Source organism: Pusillimonas sp. (assembly GCF_029263785.1).
In the GTDB taxonomy this organism is placed as follows: Bacteria; Pseudomonadota; Gammaproteobacteria; order Burkholderiales; family Burkholderiaceae_B; genus Pusillimonas.
In genome coordinates this window covers 1-15303 of the sequence record NZ_JAJUFE010000057.1, presented here as the reverse complement: position 1 = coordinate 15303, position 15303 = coordinate 1, and the positions used below count along the sequence as shown (strand labels likewise).

At 57.0% G+C, this 15303-nt stretch carries 15 protein-coding genes; 9 read left to right on the top strand and 6 right to left on the bottom strand.

Annotated elements, in window-relative coordinates; translation table 11 throughout:
* Positions 1-824, top strand: an 824-nt coding sequence (locus tag Q1J88_RS11305) for a TRAP transporter large permease (protein ID WP_301117804.1), incomplete at its 5' end; no start/stop codon positions are given.
* 347 nt (positions 825-1171) lie between these two features.
* On the top strand, positions 1172-2353 hold the full coding sequence (locus tag Q1J88_RS11300; RefSeq protein WP_301117803.1) for an MFS transporter: 1182 nt from the start codon (positions 1172-1174) through the stop codon (positions 2351-2353).
* A gap of 11 nt (positions 2354-2364) precedes the next feature.
* Here the strand turns inward: Q1J88_RS11300 and Q1J88_RS11295 are convergent, their stop codons facing one another.
* From Q1J88_RS11295 to Q1J88_RS11285, 3 genes are all read right to left on the bottom strand, one after another.
* The gene (locus tag Q1J88_RS11295; protein WP_301117801.1) at positions 2365-2892 is read right to left on the bottom strand and encodes a carboxymuconolactone decarboxylase family protein; all 528 of its coding nucleotides are present in this window, start codon (positions 2890-2892) and stop codon (positions 2365-2367) included.
* A 254-nt stretch (positions 2893-3146) separates the two neighbouring features.
* The gene (locus tag Q1J88_RS11290; protein ID WP_301117800.1) at positions 3147-4883 is read right to left on the bottom strand and encodes a tannase/feruloyl esterase family alpha/beta hydrolase; all 1737 of its coding nucleotides are present in this window, start codon (positions 4881-4883) and stop codon (positions 3147-3149) included.
* Positions 4884-5173: 290 nt separating this feature from the next.
* Positions 5174-5980 (bottom strand): outer membrane beta-barrel protein, encoded by an 807-nt coding sequence (locus tag Q1J88_RS11285; RefSeq protein ID WP_301117799.1) that lies wholly within the window; start codon positions 5978-5980, stop codon positions 5174-5176.
* 228 nt (positions 5981-6208) lie between these two features.
* Here Q1J88_RS11285 and Q1J88_RS11280 point away from each other — a divergent pair, with 228 nt between their 5' ends.
* A complete protein-coding gene (locus Q1J88_RS11280) occupies positions 6209-7114 on the top strand; it encodes an alpha/beta hydrolase (RefSeq protein ID WP_301117798.1) in 906 nt (301 codons plus the stop codon).
* Between the two features lie 116 nt (positions 7115-7230).
* Entirely contained in the window at positions 7231-7524 is a 294-nt protein-coding gene (locus tag Q1J88_RS11275) for an I78 family peptidase inhibitor (RefSeq protein WP_301117797.1), read from the top strand.
* Positions 7525-7530: 6 nt separating this feature from the next.
* Here the strand turns inward: Q1J88_RS11275 and Q1J88_RS11270 are convergent, their stop codons facing one another.
* Positions 7531-8721 (bottom strand): MFS transporter, encoded by a 1191-nt coding sequence (locus tag Q1J88_RS11270; protein ID WP_301117796.1) that lies wholly within the window; start codon positions 8719-8721, stop codon positions 7531-7533.
* 140 nt (positions 8722-8861) lie between these two features.
* On the opposite strand from Q1J88_RS11270, the gene Q1J88_RS11265 reads away from it, so the two are divergent.
* The gene (locus tag Q1J88_RS11265) at positions 8862-9344 is read left to right on the top strand and encodes a YajQ family cyclic di-GMP-binding protein (protein WP_301117795.1); all 483 of its coding nucleotides are present in this window, start codon (positions 8862-8864) and stop codon (positions 9342-9344) included.
* A gap of 59 nt (positions 9345-9403) precedes the next feature.
* Here Q1J88_RS11265 and Q1J88_RS11260 read toward each other — a convergent pair whose 3' ends face one another.
* Positions 9404-10165, bottom strand: coding sequence for an ABC transporter permease (locus Q1J88_RS11260; protein ID WP_301117794.1), 762 nt, complete (start codon positions 10163-10165; stop codon positions 9404-9406).
* Positions 10162-11088: an ABC transporter ATP-binding protein gene (locus Q1J88_RS11255; RefSeq protein WP_301117793.1), complete on the bottom strand. Its 927-nt coding sequence runs from the start codon at positions 11086-11088 to the stop codon at positions 10162-10164. The genes Q1J88_RS11260 and Q1J88_RS11255 overlap by 4 nt, the downstream gene beginning before the upstream one ends.
* A gap of 87 nt (positions 11089-11175) precedes the next feature.
* Between Q1J88_RS11255 and Q1J88_RS11250 the strand changes: the two genes are divergently transcribed.
* The 4 genes from Q1J88_RS11250 to Q1J88_RS11235 all read left to right on the top strand — a co-directional run bounded on the left by Q1J88_RS11250 (position 11176) and on the right by Q1J88_RS11235 (position 15121).
* Positions 11176-12690 carry an NAD(P)H-hydrate dehydratase gene (locus Q1J88_RS11250; RefSeq protein WP_301117792.1) on the top strand — a complete coding sequence of 505 codons (1515 nt, stop codon included), beginning with the start codon at positions 11176-11178 and terminating at the stop codon, positions 12688-12690.
* A gap of 39 nt (positions 12691-12729) precedes the next feature.
* Positions 12730-13578 (top strand): HAD family hydrolase, encoded by an 849-nt coding sequence (locus Q1J88_RS11245; RefSeq protein ID WP_301117791.1) that lies wholly within the window; start codon positions 12730-12732, stop codon positions 13576-13578.
* A 67-nt stretch (positions 13579-13645) separates the two neighbouring features.
* Entirely contained in the window at positions 13646-14164 is a 519-nt protein-coding gene (gene tadA / locus Q1J88_RS11240; RefSeq protein WP_301117790.1) for a tRNA adenosine(34) deaminase TadA, read from the top strand.
* Positions 14165-14209: 45 nt separating this feature from the next.
* Positions 14210-15121: an LD-carboxypeptidase gene (locus tag Q1J88_RS11235; protein ID WP_301117789.1), complete on the top strand. Its 912-nt coding sequence runs from the start codon at positions 14210-14212 to the stop codon at positions 15119-15121.
* Positions 15122-15303: the final 182 nt, after the last annotated feature.

The window sequence follows — 15303 nt, the reverse complement described above, 5'->3', positions numbered from 1 at the left end:
CCAGTGTCGCAGTCATTCTTTATTGTCTTCAGACCGGCCAATCCATTGCCAAGGTCTTCCTTTCTGCGTTGGGAGCCGGACTGGTGTTCTTGGCTTTGCTTGTTGCGTACTCCCTCGTGTACGCCCTGCGGCGCGGTATCGGTCGAGCGCGGCATTTTTCCGGGCCGGCGTTGATGCGCGCGTTGCGCCGTGGGGGTTGGGCGTTGATGCTGCCTGCGATCATTCTGGGCGGCATCTACAGCGGCTACTTCACTGTCACGGAAGCCGCCGCCGTATCGGCCGTCTATGCGATGTTCGTCGAAGTATGCGTCTATCGCCGCCTGAAGCTGCGCGAGCTTCTCGGTGTTTCAAGCACGTCCGCTGCCACTATCGCCATGCTGCTGATCCTTATCGCCGCGGGCTCGGTGATGACATGGTTCATGACGGTGCAACAAGTGCCTCAGATGATCGCCGGCGCCATCGGAGCGGGATCGTCTGAATGGGTGTTCATGATCATCAACGTAATCTTTCTGTTGGCCGGCATGGTCATTGATCCGAACTCGGCCATCATCGTGCTTGCGCCGCTGATCTTTCCGACGGCGATGGCGGTAGGTATCGACCCGGTCCATCTGGGTGCCATTTTGACGCTCAACCTGGCCATTGGAATGATCAGCCCGCCATTCGGCATCAATCTGTTCGTGGGCATCGTGACCTTCAAGTCGCACTTTGCAGAGGTGGTTCGCGGATGCCTGCCGTTTCTGGCTCTGGCTCTGCTCGCCTTGGCGCTGGTTACCTATATCCCGTCGTTGATCATGTGGCTGCCCGACCTGTCCAGCGTTCGGTAGCAATTCTAGTCGGATGTTGAGCCCGATTCACAGTGTGAAGGTTGGGATAGCGCCCCGGAAGAATGGGCCGACGACCGTTTCGCGCTCAGCCGTGTTTTCGAATGATCCAGGTGGTCGCGACCCAGTGCGGACGCGGCTTGCCGAAGGCCATCCCATAATTATTCACAGGCTTGCTCACAGAAAAAGTGGATAAGTTTGCGGCTGACAAAAAATGGCTTATGCTTTGCTCCACTTGAAACCTGTAGGACGCACGACATGAGCAGGGCCGCTGTTCGGGGTGGTACGCTTTTTTGATCTGGTTTCGGCCAGCAGAGTTGTTGTTGTGATCTACGAACCGGATTGAAAAGATGAAGCTTTCTGCGTGGGCGCCGTTCGCAGCACTGACGGCAGTAGCATCGTTGGGTCTTGCAATTTTCTTCACGCTGTATTCGTTGATCCCCGTTACACGTGCTGACGCGCCCGGGCTTAGCAGCCTGTTTCTGGGCACCATGATGGGGTGCGTCATGCTGGTGCAGGCCCTGACCCCCATACTTGTCAGTCGATTCTCTCTTCGTCTGGTGCTTGGCGGGTCCATGGTGCTTACGGCTATTGGCGCGGTGATCACCGGGTTTTCGGTCAGTACACCGGCATTGTTATCCGGTGCCGTCGCGGCCGGTGCCGGCTTTGGCGTTCTTATTGTGGCGGGCTCTCAAGGAATTGCGCTGCTCGTTCCAGAATCGCGGCTCGGGCGAATGATAGGGATTTACGGGCTGGTTACCATGGCGTCCGCGGCCTTGGGTTCACCCCTTGGCGTTCAACTCGCGCTTACTTTCTCTCCGTCTGCCTTCGGTCTGGCTGCCGTGATAATTGGTGTGCTGGCCGTGTGTCTGTCCTTTGGAATTCCCGGCGCGGTTGGAAAACGTCAGGACGGAGGTCATGGACAACAGTCCGTCAATTCCACTGAGCGGTGCCAGTCGGGTTTGGTAAACAGGTTGCAGATGATGGGCAAGGCGCTGGCCGAAGCGCCCTGGCTCGTGCTGGGCTTCCTGATTGTGGGCGTGGCGTTGCTGTCTCATGGCTTGTCCAGCATGCCCGTGATCACTTCAAGCTACGTCAGTGCTGCCGTAGTGATTTTTTCGGTACAGGCCGGTAACGCGCTGGGGCGATGGTTGGGAGGCGAACTGGAGGCACGATCGACAACCGGGATAACGGTGATCACCGCTGCACTTCTATTGGCTGCAGGCGGCATACTTGGTGTCGTAACCACCAGTTCAGTCCTTATAGTGCTTGCCGGGGTGTTGATAGGAGTGGGTGTAGGCGTTGTCCAAACCGTGACACTCCACACCGCCATGCGTTTGATGAGTTCCGGACGCGCGTCGGTCCTGTGGAATTTGTCTGTCGACGCCGGATTGTGGACTGGCGGAATAGTTTGGGGTGTCGCGCTGACGTCCAGCGTCGTCGTGGCTGGTGTATTCGTGTTGTCGGTCCTGATTTTGATGACCGGCGTTGCGCTGGTGGTACAGCTCAAGCAGCTCTTTCCCCAGCCATAGGCGCAGGAATCTCAGACGCGCGGATCGTCGCTGTGAATCTGCAGGGCCTCCAGAAAGCGCGACACCATGTTGTAGGTGGCAATGGTGGCGGTTAATTCCACCACTTCAGCTGGCGTGAACAGCGTAGTGATGGCGTTGAAAACGTCGTCGCTCACCTGAACATTAAGTGTCATCGAATCGGTGTAAGTCAGCACAGCGCGCTGATGCTCATCAAACAGATCGGTGTCGTTCCAGTTTTCGAGCGCGTCGAGTTGCTGCTGGCTCAGCCCTTCGGCAAGGGCGATGGGTGCATGTTGATGGGCTTCGTACGGAGCCCGGTTCAAATGCGCAATCCTCATGATGATCAGTTCCCTGATGCTTCCCGGCAAGGAGCTTTGCTGGCGGATGGCCGTCAGATGGGTAAGCCAGCCACGCGCAATCGGAGGGCTGTGCAACAACATCTGGTACAAGTGCAGCACACTGCCGCGTTCGGCGATGATTTGTTTCACCAACTGGCTGCAGGCAGGATTGCTTAAGTCTGCGTAGGGCAGGCGGGCCATGTAACGCGCTCCAGATTGCTGAATCCAGGGGCTGGAAAGCCACGTTGAATTCAGCAGGATTAAAAATACTGTAGTGGGAAAGACCAGGATGCGTGATTGCGATGCCACAAGTTTTACCAGAATTTGGCAAGACGGGATGCTGACCACTGCTACATGCGTGAGCTTGGCAATTGTCTGGATTGCGGGCGTCAAGGCGTCGCGACTCAGCTGCCGACACTTGTGACTGAGTCGCGACGCCAGGCTTTAAAGCGCGGTCAGGGCATTACGCACTGGAAGCTTGAAGCGACTTTGGGGTCGCCACTGCCGTCGTACTTGGCATACTGGGGGTAAGGACACAAGGGACGGCTTTCAACGTCTGTGAGGGTGCTCACGGGTGACGCGTGAGCCACTATTTGCGCGGGCGCCTTGCCGTTTTCCACCCGGTCAACCAGCACGTTCAACAAATCGAACTGGCTGGTGGACGGCCCTCCACCGCAATGGTTCTGACCCGGGACAGTGTAAAGACGCGCGTAGTCGCTGGCAGTAGCGTCGGCGTTTTTAAGGTTCTCGAACCACTGAATACTGTCGTGAACAGAAAACACCGGATCGCTGTTTCCGTGATGGACTATTATTTTTCCACCCTTCGACCTGAACGCGCTCAGGTCGGTGGGATTGGGTGGCGTCATGAATTCCATCGACGACTCGGTATAGACGTTGGTACTGCGATAGATCCCGGGGGCGTCGGTGTCAAAGTTGTAATTCAACAGATAGTCGATCAGGCCGTGACCGGCACCGGGCACTTGTACCGGCGGAGTCATGAATATGTATGGCAGTGCCGATCCGCCCATCGTTGCGATGATGGAGTTCGGAATAGTGGGGTCAGGATTCGGGAAAGGCAGCTCCAATTTCCACAGGCGCCAACCCCACTCGCCGATTCCGGCATCCCATGGCCAGCTTGCATACAGGGACTGCCCTTGCGAATTCTTGGGGCCGTTGAATACGTTTACTAAAGCACCGACCTTTTTGACATCACCCAGGCAGTCTGTTCCTGGTGTGTCGCCGGGGTTGCAAACCAGTTCCTGAAATGGATCGAATGTGCTTTGGCAGGCTGCTGAGTTCAAGACCAACCCGTCTTTGAGGCCGTCCAGATCATCGCAGACTTCGAGCACCTTATTGGCGACGAATGTCATGTCGTCCGTGCTGAATGAGCTTGCAATGATGGGGCGATCTGTGACGGGGTCGCGAGGTGCCACGCTTGCGAACTGTTGGTTATCCCATGCATGTTGTATACCTGCCTTCGGCAGGTTGAATCCGGGATTACCTGCGATGACTCCATCGTAAAGGTCTGCGAAGCGCGTGGCTGCGACCATTGCCTGACGCCCCCCGTTTGAACAACCGACAAAATAAGAGCGATCGACAGCGCTATCGTAATGGCGTTGAATCAAAGAATGAGCGACTTTCGTGACTTCGCCCACAGCGTTGTAACCGTAGTCAATACGTGCTTGTGGATCGACGCCAAACAGGGAGCCTCCGGCAGGGGTGCCGTCGTCGACTTCCTCGTGTCCGCCATCGGTACTTGCGACCGCGTAACCCATGCTCAAGGCGTTCGTTGCCTGACCCTCGCCAGGTAAGGTGCCTATGGCAGGATTCACAGCGCCGTCGGTGCCGCCTCCGCCCTGAAAAAAGAAGCGTCCGTTCCAGTTTGTGGGAAGGCGGACCTCGAAGCCGATGGCATATTGCTGATTGTCAACGTCACTCTTGCGTTCATGAAGATGACCCTGAACCAGACAGTGTGCAGGCTCTGGCGGATTGGCATTGGGATCGCCTTCCGGATTATGGACTGCCTTGGTAATTACCAGGCCAGGAAGGTTCATCGCCTCGGTGGTGATGTCTGCGCAAGCCAGTTGCGGAGGGGGCGGCGAAGCATCACTACCGCTACTACTGCTGCCGCCGCATCCATATAGAAGAGCTATTCCTGCCGCACAGGCAGTTAACTTTAAACGCGTCTCCATCTCTGGTGTCTCCCGTTTTTTTTGGTCATCGATTGACCATGGTTTTTCGAGAGCCGAGATTCAGGCGGCACCATATCTGGCGATGTTGCTTGCCTGTCCGTCCGATCAGCGATGAATCCCGACCCGAGAGCGTAAAAGCAAATACCGCAAGATATCAGGAAACCTTATCAGGTAGCCTGATATTTGGCTATGCTAATGCAGGATGGGACAAATGGCAAGGAAACAGGTGCTGGGCAATTGGGTAAAAAAAATGGCCGACATGGAGTCGGCCCAGGGAGAGTTTCAGCGCGTCAGAACTTGTATTGCAGGCCTGCCACGAACAGGTTGTAATTCTGACGTCCCATGTCGACCTTCCAGGTATGTGTGGGCAGGTGAAGGCCGGGATAGTCGGTGGCTCCGAATTTATACGACGTCGAATGGATCGAAAGGCGTCGATACTCGGCGAAAAGAGTGAGCCGTTTGGTGATTTTGCCTTTCAGGCCCGCTTTGATCTGCATCGCAAAAGCTGTGTCAGATGCATCGGGATCAGAATTGAAGTGATTGATGCCGGGCTCGCTTGGGTTAGCGGAATCAGCCCCTTTGATTGATACATGGGCTACACCGGCACCAATACCGATGTACGGAAGAATGGCGTCGGAATATGGCGTTTCGAAAGTGAAGATGGCATTGGCCATCAATGCCCCGACGGTGGTGGGAACCGTCACGTACTGCATGCCGAGAAATCTTGGCATGACTGGCATTTCGCCAGTAGGGGAGTGTTTGCCGATATACACGCCCTCAAGCTCGGCGGCCGGGCGCATAGCCCATTCGGAGCCCAGCTTCAGGCCTGACCATTCATAGCCAAGTTGTACACCTCCAAGTGCCACGCTGGTGCTGTTCGATGTGGAGCCTTGAGCATTGATGGGAAGCAGGCGAATAGGCTGGCCGGGTGGCAATATCACTGCCCCACGTTGCTGCAAGCTCGTCGCCGTAACGGCGCCGGCTCCTCCAAAGACGCCAGCGTATATTCCTTCCGACTCAGACTCGGTTTGCGCGTGCGATACAGAGGCAGCCGTAGCCAAGAATGCCGCAAGAAATGCGTGGGACATACGCGCCATAGCGATTCCTATGATTGTTTTTGGTTTCGGTCGGCAATACATGGTTACCGGGGTAGGTTAGTCGATTTAACCCTGCCGCGCTACCCGTTTGACTACGCATCCGCGTCCTGAAGCCCGTGCCCTCATGGCTGCTGGCGTGTTCAGGGTATCATCACAAAAGAGTTTGACAGCCCTGCCTGTCACCCCGGCGGACATGATCACCGCCGAAGTGGATCGAGGAAGAGTTTCATGCAGACAGATACCGCAACACCGCTCAGGCAGACATTGGAAATTGCTGCCGCCGATGGCGTGCTTATCCGGGCCCGGGTCTATGGGCCCGAATCCGCAACCCGCTTGATCGTCAGTCATGGCAATGGCCTGGCTGCACATGGCTACGCATCTTTCTGGCGTCCGCTGACTGCGGAATATCAGGTCGTCGTTCTGGATTTTCGCGGCCATGGAATAAGTGATCGGGGTTCGTTGCAGAACCACTCATGGAACCAGCTGGTGGAAGATTTCGATCTGGTCATGCGTGCCATTCGTGACGAGCTTGGACAGCGGGCGACCTTCGGAGCCTTTCATTCATTATCGGCCGTTACTTCGCTGCTTCACGCAAAACGATTTGGGCCCATTCTGGATGGCCTTGCGCTGTTCGATCCACCCATCATTCCGCCCGAGGGCCACCCCCTGCAGCCGGCGCACATCGAAGAGATGATGAATCTGGGGCGCCGTGTGCGTAGACGGCGTGTGGAATTTGATCACTGGAGCGAGTTGGCCGAGCAGATCAAGCGCAACGTCATGTATGCGCGCTGCCAGCCGGAGGCCTGCGATGAAATGGCCCGAGCCTTGCTACGTCAGGTTTCGATTGAGGGACGTGAAACCTGGGTATTGGCATGTGATCCAGAGCAGGAAGCCAGGATATTCGAATCCAACGACGATACCAGCTTGTGGTTCTGGCTGTCAGAAATCGATTTCCCCGTCAGGTTCATTTGCGCGGATCCGGCAGTGCCAGGTGTGCAGCCTTCGGCTCCGATCGGAAAAGAGCTGGCTGCCAAATTCGATCTGGACTATGTGCGTGTGCCTGGCACGACTCATTTCTTGCAGCTCGAACGCCCTGATCTTTGCACGGACCAAGCCAGGGCATTCTGCCGCTGAATGGCCTGCGCTATTGATGTTGTAAGTCATAACAATACATACAGTAGTGCCGTGGCCTGACTATGGCAGAATCAATTTTCGTATCTGCCCGTTCGTGGCGTTCTGAAGGAGACGATATGTCCATTCGTAAATTGCTGCTTTGTGCCACGGTGGTCGGTCTGGCAGGCTGTTCGTCGGTTGACCTCAATGAGCCGCCGGTCGAGCCGAGCCTCTGCAACGCTGAAAGTGCCTCCCATGTTACCGGCAGAAAAATCTCGTCTGCGCTTCAGGAGGAAGCCAAGCGCAGCAGCGGCGCAGACATGATCAGGGTGATCCGGCCCGGGCAGATGGTGACCAAGGACTACAGGGCCGAGCGTTTGAACCTGCAGCTCAACGACTTTGATGTAGTTGTAAGGGCGTACTGCGGCTAAGTTTGGTCAGCTTGTTACTCGCCGGGGCAGCCAGCGCCAGAATACAGCAGCCGCCACAAACCCCAGCGACGAGACAACGGCTATGCCAAGGCCAAGCGTAGAAATCGCCATAACTCCTGAGAGCAGCAAGGGACCGCCACCGGCACCGCAGTCCGTAATCAGGCGCCAGATTCCCAGAAATTGAGTGCGTCCCGTTTGCGGTGATGCGTCTGCCCCGACAGTCATGTTCAGGCCCGAGCTGATACCGTTGCCGAAACCCAGCAACAGACACGCGGCAACGAATGAAGCCAGTCCCGTCGTTAGGGGCATGATCGCCAATGCTGTTCCCATCAGTATCATCGACGGTGCGGCCACCCACTGGCGTCCGAACTGATCCATTATTTTTCCGGCTGGATAGAACAACAGCATATCGATGGACCCCATCACTCCGTACACCACCGCTGTTGTGGCGGCGTCCAGTCCAAGATGGCTTGCCCACAAGGGCACGATGATCTGCCGGCACGACCGAACGGCAGCGACCAGCGCACTTGCCAACCCCAAGGTGGCAAACGCAGCCGCGTGGTTACGAAGAATGCCGGTGATGCGGGGCCTGGGGGGCCTGGAGGGATGGGCTTCAGATTGTCGCCCTTCCAGGTCGGGCACGGTAAATGACAGCAGGCCTGCCGCGATCATCGCAGCAATCGCGACCCAATAGGCTCCAGGCAGATCGATGAAGTGCATCAGTGCGGCGCCTGCGAAGGGTCCCAGAAACAGACCTACCCGCATCACTCCACCCAATGTTGACAGGGCTCTGGCGCGCATGGATATGGGAACGGCTTCGATCAGAAAGGTTTGCCGGGCCAGCAGGAATACCGAGCTGGCCATGCCGATAATCAATACGCCTATGGCCAGCATCCACGGGGCCGAGGCTGCCAGACAGAGAAACAGGGCCAGCACAGTGAGGGTGGCGGCCCCGACCATCGATCGGCGCTCGCCGTAGCGAGCCGCGATAAGGGCTGCAGGAATATTGCTGACAAGAGCGCCGATGCCGAAGAGCGATACGATAAGACCCGACAGGGCCAGTGACGCGCCGAGTTCCTTGGCGCTTAGGGCGATGATGGGAAATATGGATCCTTGCCCCACGCCAAACAAAAGTGAAGGGCCAAATGCGGCGACGGCTATGCTGCGCAGGCTGAAGGGCGAGCGTTCAGGAGTCACAATGGATTCAATTGAAATGACAGTATTTTGACACCCGTTGGAATGGATGTCGACGTACGGCCGCCATTGGTGGCGGCCAGGAGCCCATCGTATAAACTGTGGCCATAAAGTAATCTGGATTTATACGAGGGGAACAGAACATGCCATCGTTTGATGTCGTTTCGGAAGTCGATAAGCACGAACTTTCCAACGCAGTCGATCAGGCCAACCGCGAGCTTGCCACGCGCTTCGATTTCAAGGGCGTGGACGCCAAGTTCGAGCTTGAAGGCTTCATTGTGACGTCGACAGCTCCAAGTGCGTTCCAGTTAAAGCAGATGCTTGATATTTTGCGTGGCCGGCTCTCGGCGCGCGGCATTGATGTTCGCTGTCTGGAAGTCGCCGACCCCAACGAAAATCTTGGTGGCGCGCGGCAGAAAATTACGGTACGTCAGGGGCTGGAGCAGGCCGTGTCCAAAAAACTGATTGCCGCGTTAAAGCAGGCCAAGCTCAAGGTCGAGGCGCAGATCAACAAGGACAAGCTGCGAGTGACCGGCAAGAAGCGCGACGACCTGCAGGAAGCCATTGCCCTTTTGCGCAAGACCGATGTCGACTTGCCCTTGCAGTTCAATAATTTTCGCGATTAGTTATCCGGCAAGGCAGCGTCCTGCCTGCCGGTGACGACAGAAATCAAAACTTTTGTAGCTCAGGTCTTCAATCGATAACCTGTCTTGAACATCCACGCCACGATCGCCAGACACGCGACCAGAAAGAACAGCGTCATACCCAGGCTGACGGCCACATGCACGTCGGCAATGCTGTAAAAGCTCCAGCGAAACCCGCTGACAAGGTAGACCACGGGATTGAAGAGCGTGACGGTTTGCCAGAAGGGCGGCAGCATATCAATGGAATAGAAGCTGCCTCCAAGGAACGTCAAAGGGGTGATGATCAGCAACGGCACCAGTTGCAATTTTTCGAACCCGTCGGCCCAAATGCCGATAATGAACCCCAATAGGCTGAAAGTGAGTGCGGTCAGAATCAGGAACGTCATCATCCACCACGGATGATCGATCTGCAGCGGCACAAACAGCGTCGCTGTGGCGAGGATGATCAGGCCCAGGATAATGGATTTTGTCGCAGCCGCGCCCACGTATGCCAGGGTGATTTCGATATACGACATCGGTGCCGACAGAATCTCATAAATGGTGCCTGTAAAGCGCGGAAAATAAATGCCAAACGAAGCGTTGGTGACGCTTTGCATCAGCAGCGACAGCATGATCAGGCCGGGCACAATAAACGCGCCATAGCTGACGCCCTGAACTTCGCTGATGCGGTTTCCGATGGCCGCGCCGAACACGACGAAGTACAGCGAGGTCGAAATCACAGGGGCAAGCAGGCTTTGCGATAAGGTACGCCAGCTGCGTGCCATTTCGAATCGGTAGATGGCGCGTATGCCGTGAAGGTTCATGCGGCCTCCTTGACCAGACTGACGAAAATGTCCTCGAGCGAGCTTTGTCGTGTTTGCAAATCAGAGAAATGGACTCCGGCCTCCTGCAAGTCGTTCAAGAGCGTAGTGATGTCGTGTTCCTGACGGGTGGAATCGTAGGTGTAGGTGAGCTCGAGTCCGTCGTCTGAAAGACCCAATTGATAAGCGGTCAATGAGCCTGGAATCTGTTCCAGCTTATTACGCAACTGAAGCGTCAGCTGCTTTTGCCCGAGCTGGCGCATCAATAGATGTTTGCCTTGTACCAGAATTATCTGGCCGTTGCGGATCACCCCTACGCGATCGGCCATTTCTTCGGCCTCTTCGATATAGTGGGTGGTCAGAATAATCGTCACACCAGTATCGCGCAACGAACGAACCAGCGCCCACATATCCTTGCGCAGCTCCACATCCACGCCCGCCGTCGGTTCATCCAGGAACAGGATGTCGGGCTCATGCGAGAGTGCCTTGGCGATCAGCACGCGACGCTTCATCCCGCCCGACAGCGTCATCAGCTTATTCTTCCGTTTGTCCCACAGGGACAGAGAGCGCAGGACCTTTTCGATATGTGCCGGGTTGGGCGGCTTGCCATAAAGGCCCCGACTGAAGCTGACCGTGTCCCAGACCGACTCGAAGGCGTCGGTTGTGAGCTCCTGGGGCACAAGGCCGATATGAGATCGAGCCTGGCGGTATTGCTTGATGATGTCGTAACCTGCGGCGGTGACGGTCCCTTCAGTGGGGTTTACCAGACCGCAGATAATGCTGATAAGGGTGGTCTTTCCCGCCCCATTGGGGCCCAGCAAGGCAAAGATCTCACCCTTTTGAATCTCGAGGTTGATGTTTTTGAGGGCCTGGAATCCCGAGGCATAGGATTTGGAAAGCTTTGATACGGAGATTACTGCCGGCATGATGGTGACGTCCGTTTACGATGTTCACTCTCTGTTGTGCAGCTTATCATTTAAGCTTGGACCATAGTGTGACGGAAGGAAAATTGCATGAGCAGCGGTTCAGATGCCAGCCAATCCATTTTGCTCACGCCACGGCAGATGGCAGCGGCCGATCAGGCAGCCATAGACGCGGGGGCGCGCGGCGTCGATCTCATGGAAGCAGCGGGCAAGGCGGTGGCGGAAACCGTCACGAGGCAGTGGCCGGTGGGCACTGTTTGCGTCTTGTGCGGGCCGGGAAACAATGGTGGCGACGGCTTCGTCGCTGCGCGCTACCTTCGTGAGCGGGGCTGGACGGTTCGGGTGGGCCTGTTGGGAGGCCTTGATTCGCTGACTCCAGACGCAGCGCATCACGCCCGGCTATGGGGAAGCCGGGTCGACCCTCTTGATGTCACCTTGGTGAATGATGTCGACGTGGTCATCGATGCACTTTTCGGTGCCGGCTTGTCGCGACCCATCGAAGGAATGGCTTTCGAGGTTCTCCAGGCGCTTCAAAAAAGCGAGGTTCCGGTTTGCGCTGTTGACATTCCCAGTGGCGTAGACGGCGCAAGCGGTCAGGTGATGGGCATTGCCGTGCCGGCTAAGCATACGGTCACTTTCTTCCGTAAAAAGCCCGGTCATGTCCTGCTGCCGGGCCGACGTCTGTGCGGGCAAATCAGCCTCGCCGATATTGGCATTCCTTCCGAAGTCATTGAGGGAATGGACGAGATTGCATTTGAAAACCATCCGGCACTATGGCGCGACATGTTTCCCTGGCCCCAACTGGACGATCATAAGTATCGACGCGGACACGTCCTGGTGGTGGGCGGCGAAATCATGACTGGGGCCGCAAGACTTTCCGCCAGAGCGGCTGCGCGTGCAGGGGCCGGTCTGGTCACAGTGGCGGCTCCGGCGCCTGCCTGGCCGGTGTATGCGTCCGCGCTCACAAGCATCATGGTGCAGCCTCTCGACGACGCCAGCAACCTGACCGATATTCTTGCTGATGAGCGCAAGAATGTGTTGGTGGTAGGGCCCGGTGCAGGCGTGTCGGAAGCTACCCGTCAACATGTTCTGGCGGCACTGAATACCGGGCGGGCGGTGGTACTGGATGCCGACGCCATCACTTCTTTTGCATCTTCTCCCACTGCCTTGTTTTCCGCCATTCAGGGTAATTGCGTCCTGACGCCTCATGAAGGCGAATTCGGGCGACTGTTTGCGTCCGAAGGAGACAAGCTTGCGCGGGCCCGCGCGGCCGCGCGTCAAAGCCGCGCCGTTGTGGTTCTCAAGGGAGCCGATACTGTCATTGCGTCGCCGGACGGCCGGGCTGTCATCAACAGCAATGCGCCACCCACGCTTGCAACAGGAGGTACCGGAGACGTACTTACAGGTATCATCGCGGGCCTGATGGCTCAGGGCATGACGCCGTTTCTTGCGGCAGCGGCTGCTGCGTGGATGCATGGTGAAGCAGCGAGCCAGTTTGGTCCGGGCCTGATTGCAGAGGACCTGCCAGAGATGCTTCCCCGGGTCTTGCGTCGGCTCAAGGCCTTCTCCTGTGCGCCAGGCGTTACACTTGCGGTTCCATCGTAGTGCGGGCCGGTGGACGGCCCGTGCCGTTCGAGGTCCGACATGTCCGATGTAATTGCACTTATCTTCGATTTTGATGACACTTTGGCGCCTGACAGTACGTCCGGGCTCCTGACCGATATGGGCGTTGACGCCGCGCACTTTTGGTCAGCAGAAGTTGGCCCTCTGCTCGAGGAGCACGACTGGGACCCGGTACCGGCCTATCTGTATAAGCTCATCGAGCTCTCGCGCAGCGGAGACTATGGCGCCATCACCCAGGAGCGCCTGAAGGATTGGGGTCGCCGCCTGCCCCTGCACGATGGCGTCCAGAGCCTTTTTGGGCGCTTGCGCGGGGTGGTGCGCAAAAGCCACCCGCAGGTTCAGCTGGAGTTTTATCTGATTTCAAGCGGAATTGGGGATGTGGTACGCCAGACACCCATTGCGCATGAATTTACCGATATATGGGCGTCAGAGTTCATCTATGACGAGAGCGGAGCCATACAGTTTCCCAGGCGTATCGTCAGCTTCACCGACAAGACACGCTACCTGTTCCATATCCAGAAAGGTATTGTTGGAGCGGCATCTCGCAACAAGCCGTTTGAAGTAAACAAGAAAGTAGACCAGGACAAACTGCGGGTACCGTTTCAACAGATGATCTTTGTCGGTGACGGCTACACAGATATCCCGTGTTTTTCGCTGATACGGCGCTCGGGTGGCATTGCATTCGGAGTGTGGGACCCGCGCCATCGGGACAAGCGCAGCCGTGCGTGGGGCTTCATTCAGGAAGGTCGGGTATCCAACCTGAATCAGGCCCGCTATGATGAAGAAGCCGAGTTATATCAGTGGCTTGAAGAAGCTGTCGAGAGTCTGGCGGGCCGCATATCCTTGAATACTCGCACCTATGGTGGCTGACAATCAACACAACGGCTGCCTGCCTGAAAGGGTTTTGAAAGGTGAGGCAGGCTCGGCATCGCCGGCCGTGACCGACGCTGCCGTCGAAGCCACAGTATTCAGCGAAGACGACACGCGCGCCATGATGCTTGCGATTGAACAGGCACGGCTCGCCCGGGAACAGGGTGAAGTGCCGGTCGGGGCGGTAGTGCTTGACGGACAGGGCAGGGTGATAGGCAAGGGTTTCAACCGCACCATCAGCGCTCATGACCCGACCGCTCATGCCGAGATCGTGGCGCTTCGTCAGGCAGCGCAGGCCATGGAAAATTACCGCTTGCCCGAAGCCAGTCTGTTCGTCACGCTTGAGCCCTGCGCGATGTGTGTCGGTGCAATGCTGCATGCCCGGCTGGCACGTATTGTCTACGCGGCAGATGACCCCAAGACGGGAGCTTGCCACAGCGTGTTGCAGGTGCCCGAAGTGCGGCAGCTGAATCACCAGACCAGGGTGCAGCGGGGGCTGATGGCCGACGAGTGTGCCGAGCTGTTGCGGGATTTTTTTCGGGCACGCAGATTGGCCGCCAGGCACGCGCGGACCTCTGACACCTAATCTATACTTACGCCTGCTAATCAACCCGTCAAGACAGGCTTCACCATGGCACACGCGCACCATGTTTCCCCGAAGGGAATCTACTTGATTTCGCCGTCAGGCGCCGTAGCGGATCCGGCTGCGGTCGCGCTGGCCCGAGAGCGTCTGGCTGACCTCGGGTTCAAGACGGCAGTCGATCGCACCGCACTTGCCGTTCACGAGCGATTTGCCGGCACAGATGAGCAGCGTCTGGCCGCCATCACGCGTTCGCTGAAGCAAAAGCACCCAATTGTCATGGCCACCCGAGGTGGATACGGCCTGAGCCGGCTGTTGCATCGCATTGACTGGCATGCAGTGGCCGCGAGCGAAAAAGTGTTTATCGGCCAGAGCGATTTCACGGCGTTCAACCTGGCCTTGCTGGCTCGCACCGGCGCGGAGAGTCTGGCGGGTCCGACGGCTGTCTTCGATTTTGGATCGCCCAAACTGGACGACCTGACGGCCGCCATGTTTACCGAAGTTGTACGCGGTGAGCTGGAAATCCTGAGTTTTGAGGCCCCCGACTCGGATTCGGTAGACGCCAGAGGGGTGTTGTGGGGTGGCAATCTCGCTATGGTGAGTTCGTTGGTGGGCACGCCGTTTCTGCCCCGCATCCGCGGAGGAATCCTGTTTCTGGAGGATGTCAACGAGCACCCGTTTCGCGTTGAGCGGATGCTCACGCAGCTGTTGCACGCCGGCATACTGGCCAAGCAGAAAGCAATTGTGCTGGGTCGATTTACCGAGTATCGCCTGGGGGCAAACGACAATGGCTACGATCTTGCCTCGGTCATTGCCTGGTTACGTCAGAACGTAAAAGTGCCCGTGGTTACCGGCTTGCCGTACGGCCATGTCAGGGTCAAGGCTACATTGCCGGTCGGACGACGTGTAGGTATCGCTACTGAAGAGGGTATGGCTTATCTGTTGCTGCACGAACACGATTGAGTATTTGTAGCGGGATAATTTCTATTACTTTTTGTATCTCTTTGATATAAGATGGGCTTTTTTTACTCGACAGGAGTAATGAATGGCCCGTTTTGGCTCTTTCCTGGCTTCGTTAGTTGTCCTGGTACTGGTTGGCTGTAGCAGTGGTTCCGGCAGCGATGACCCGCCACCGCCAAGGTTGG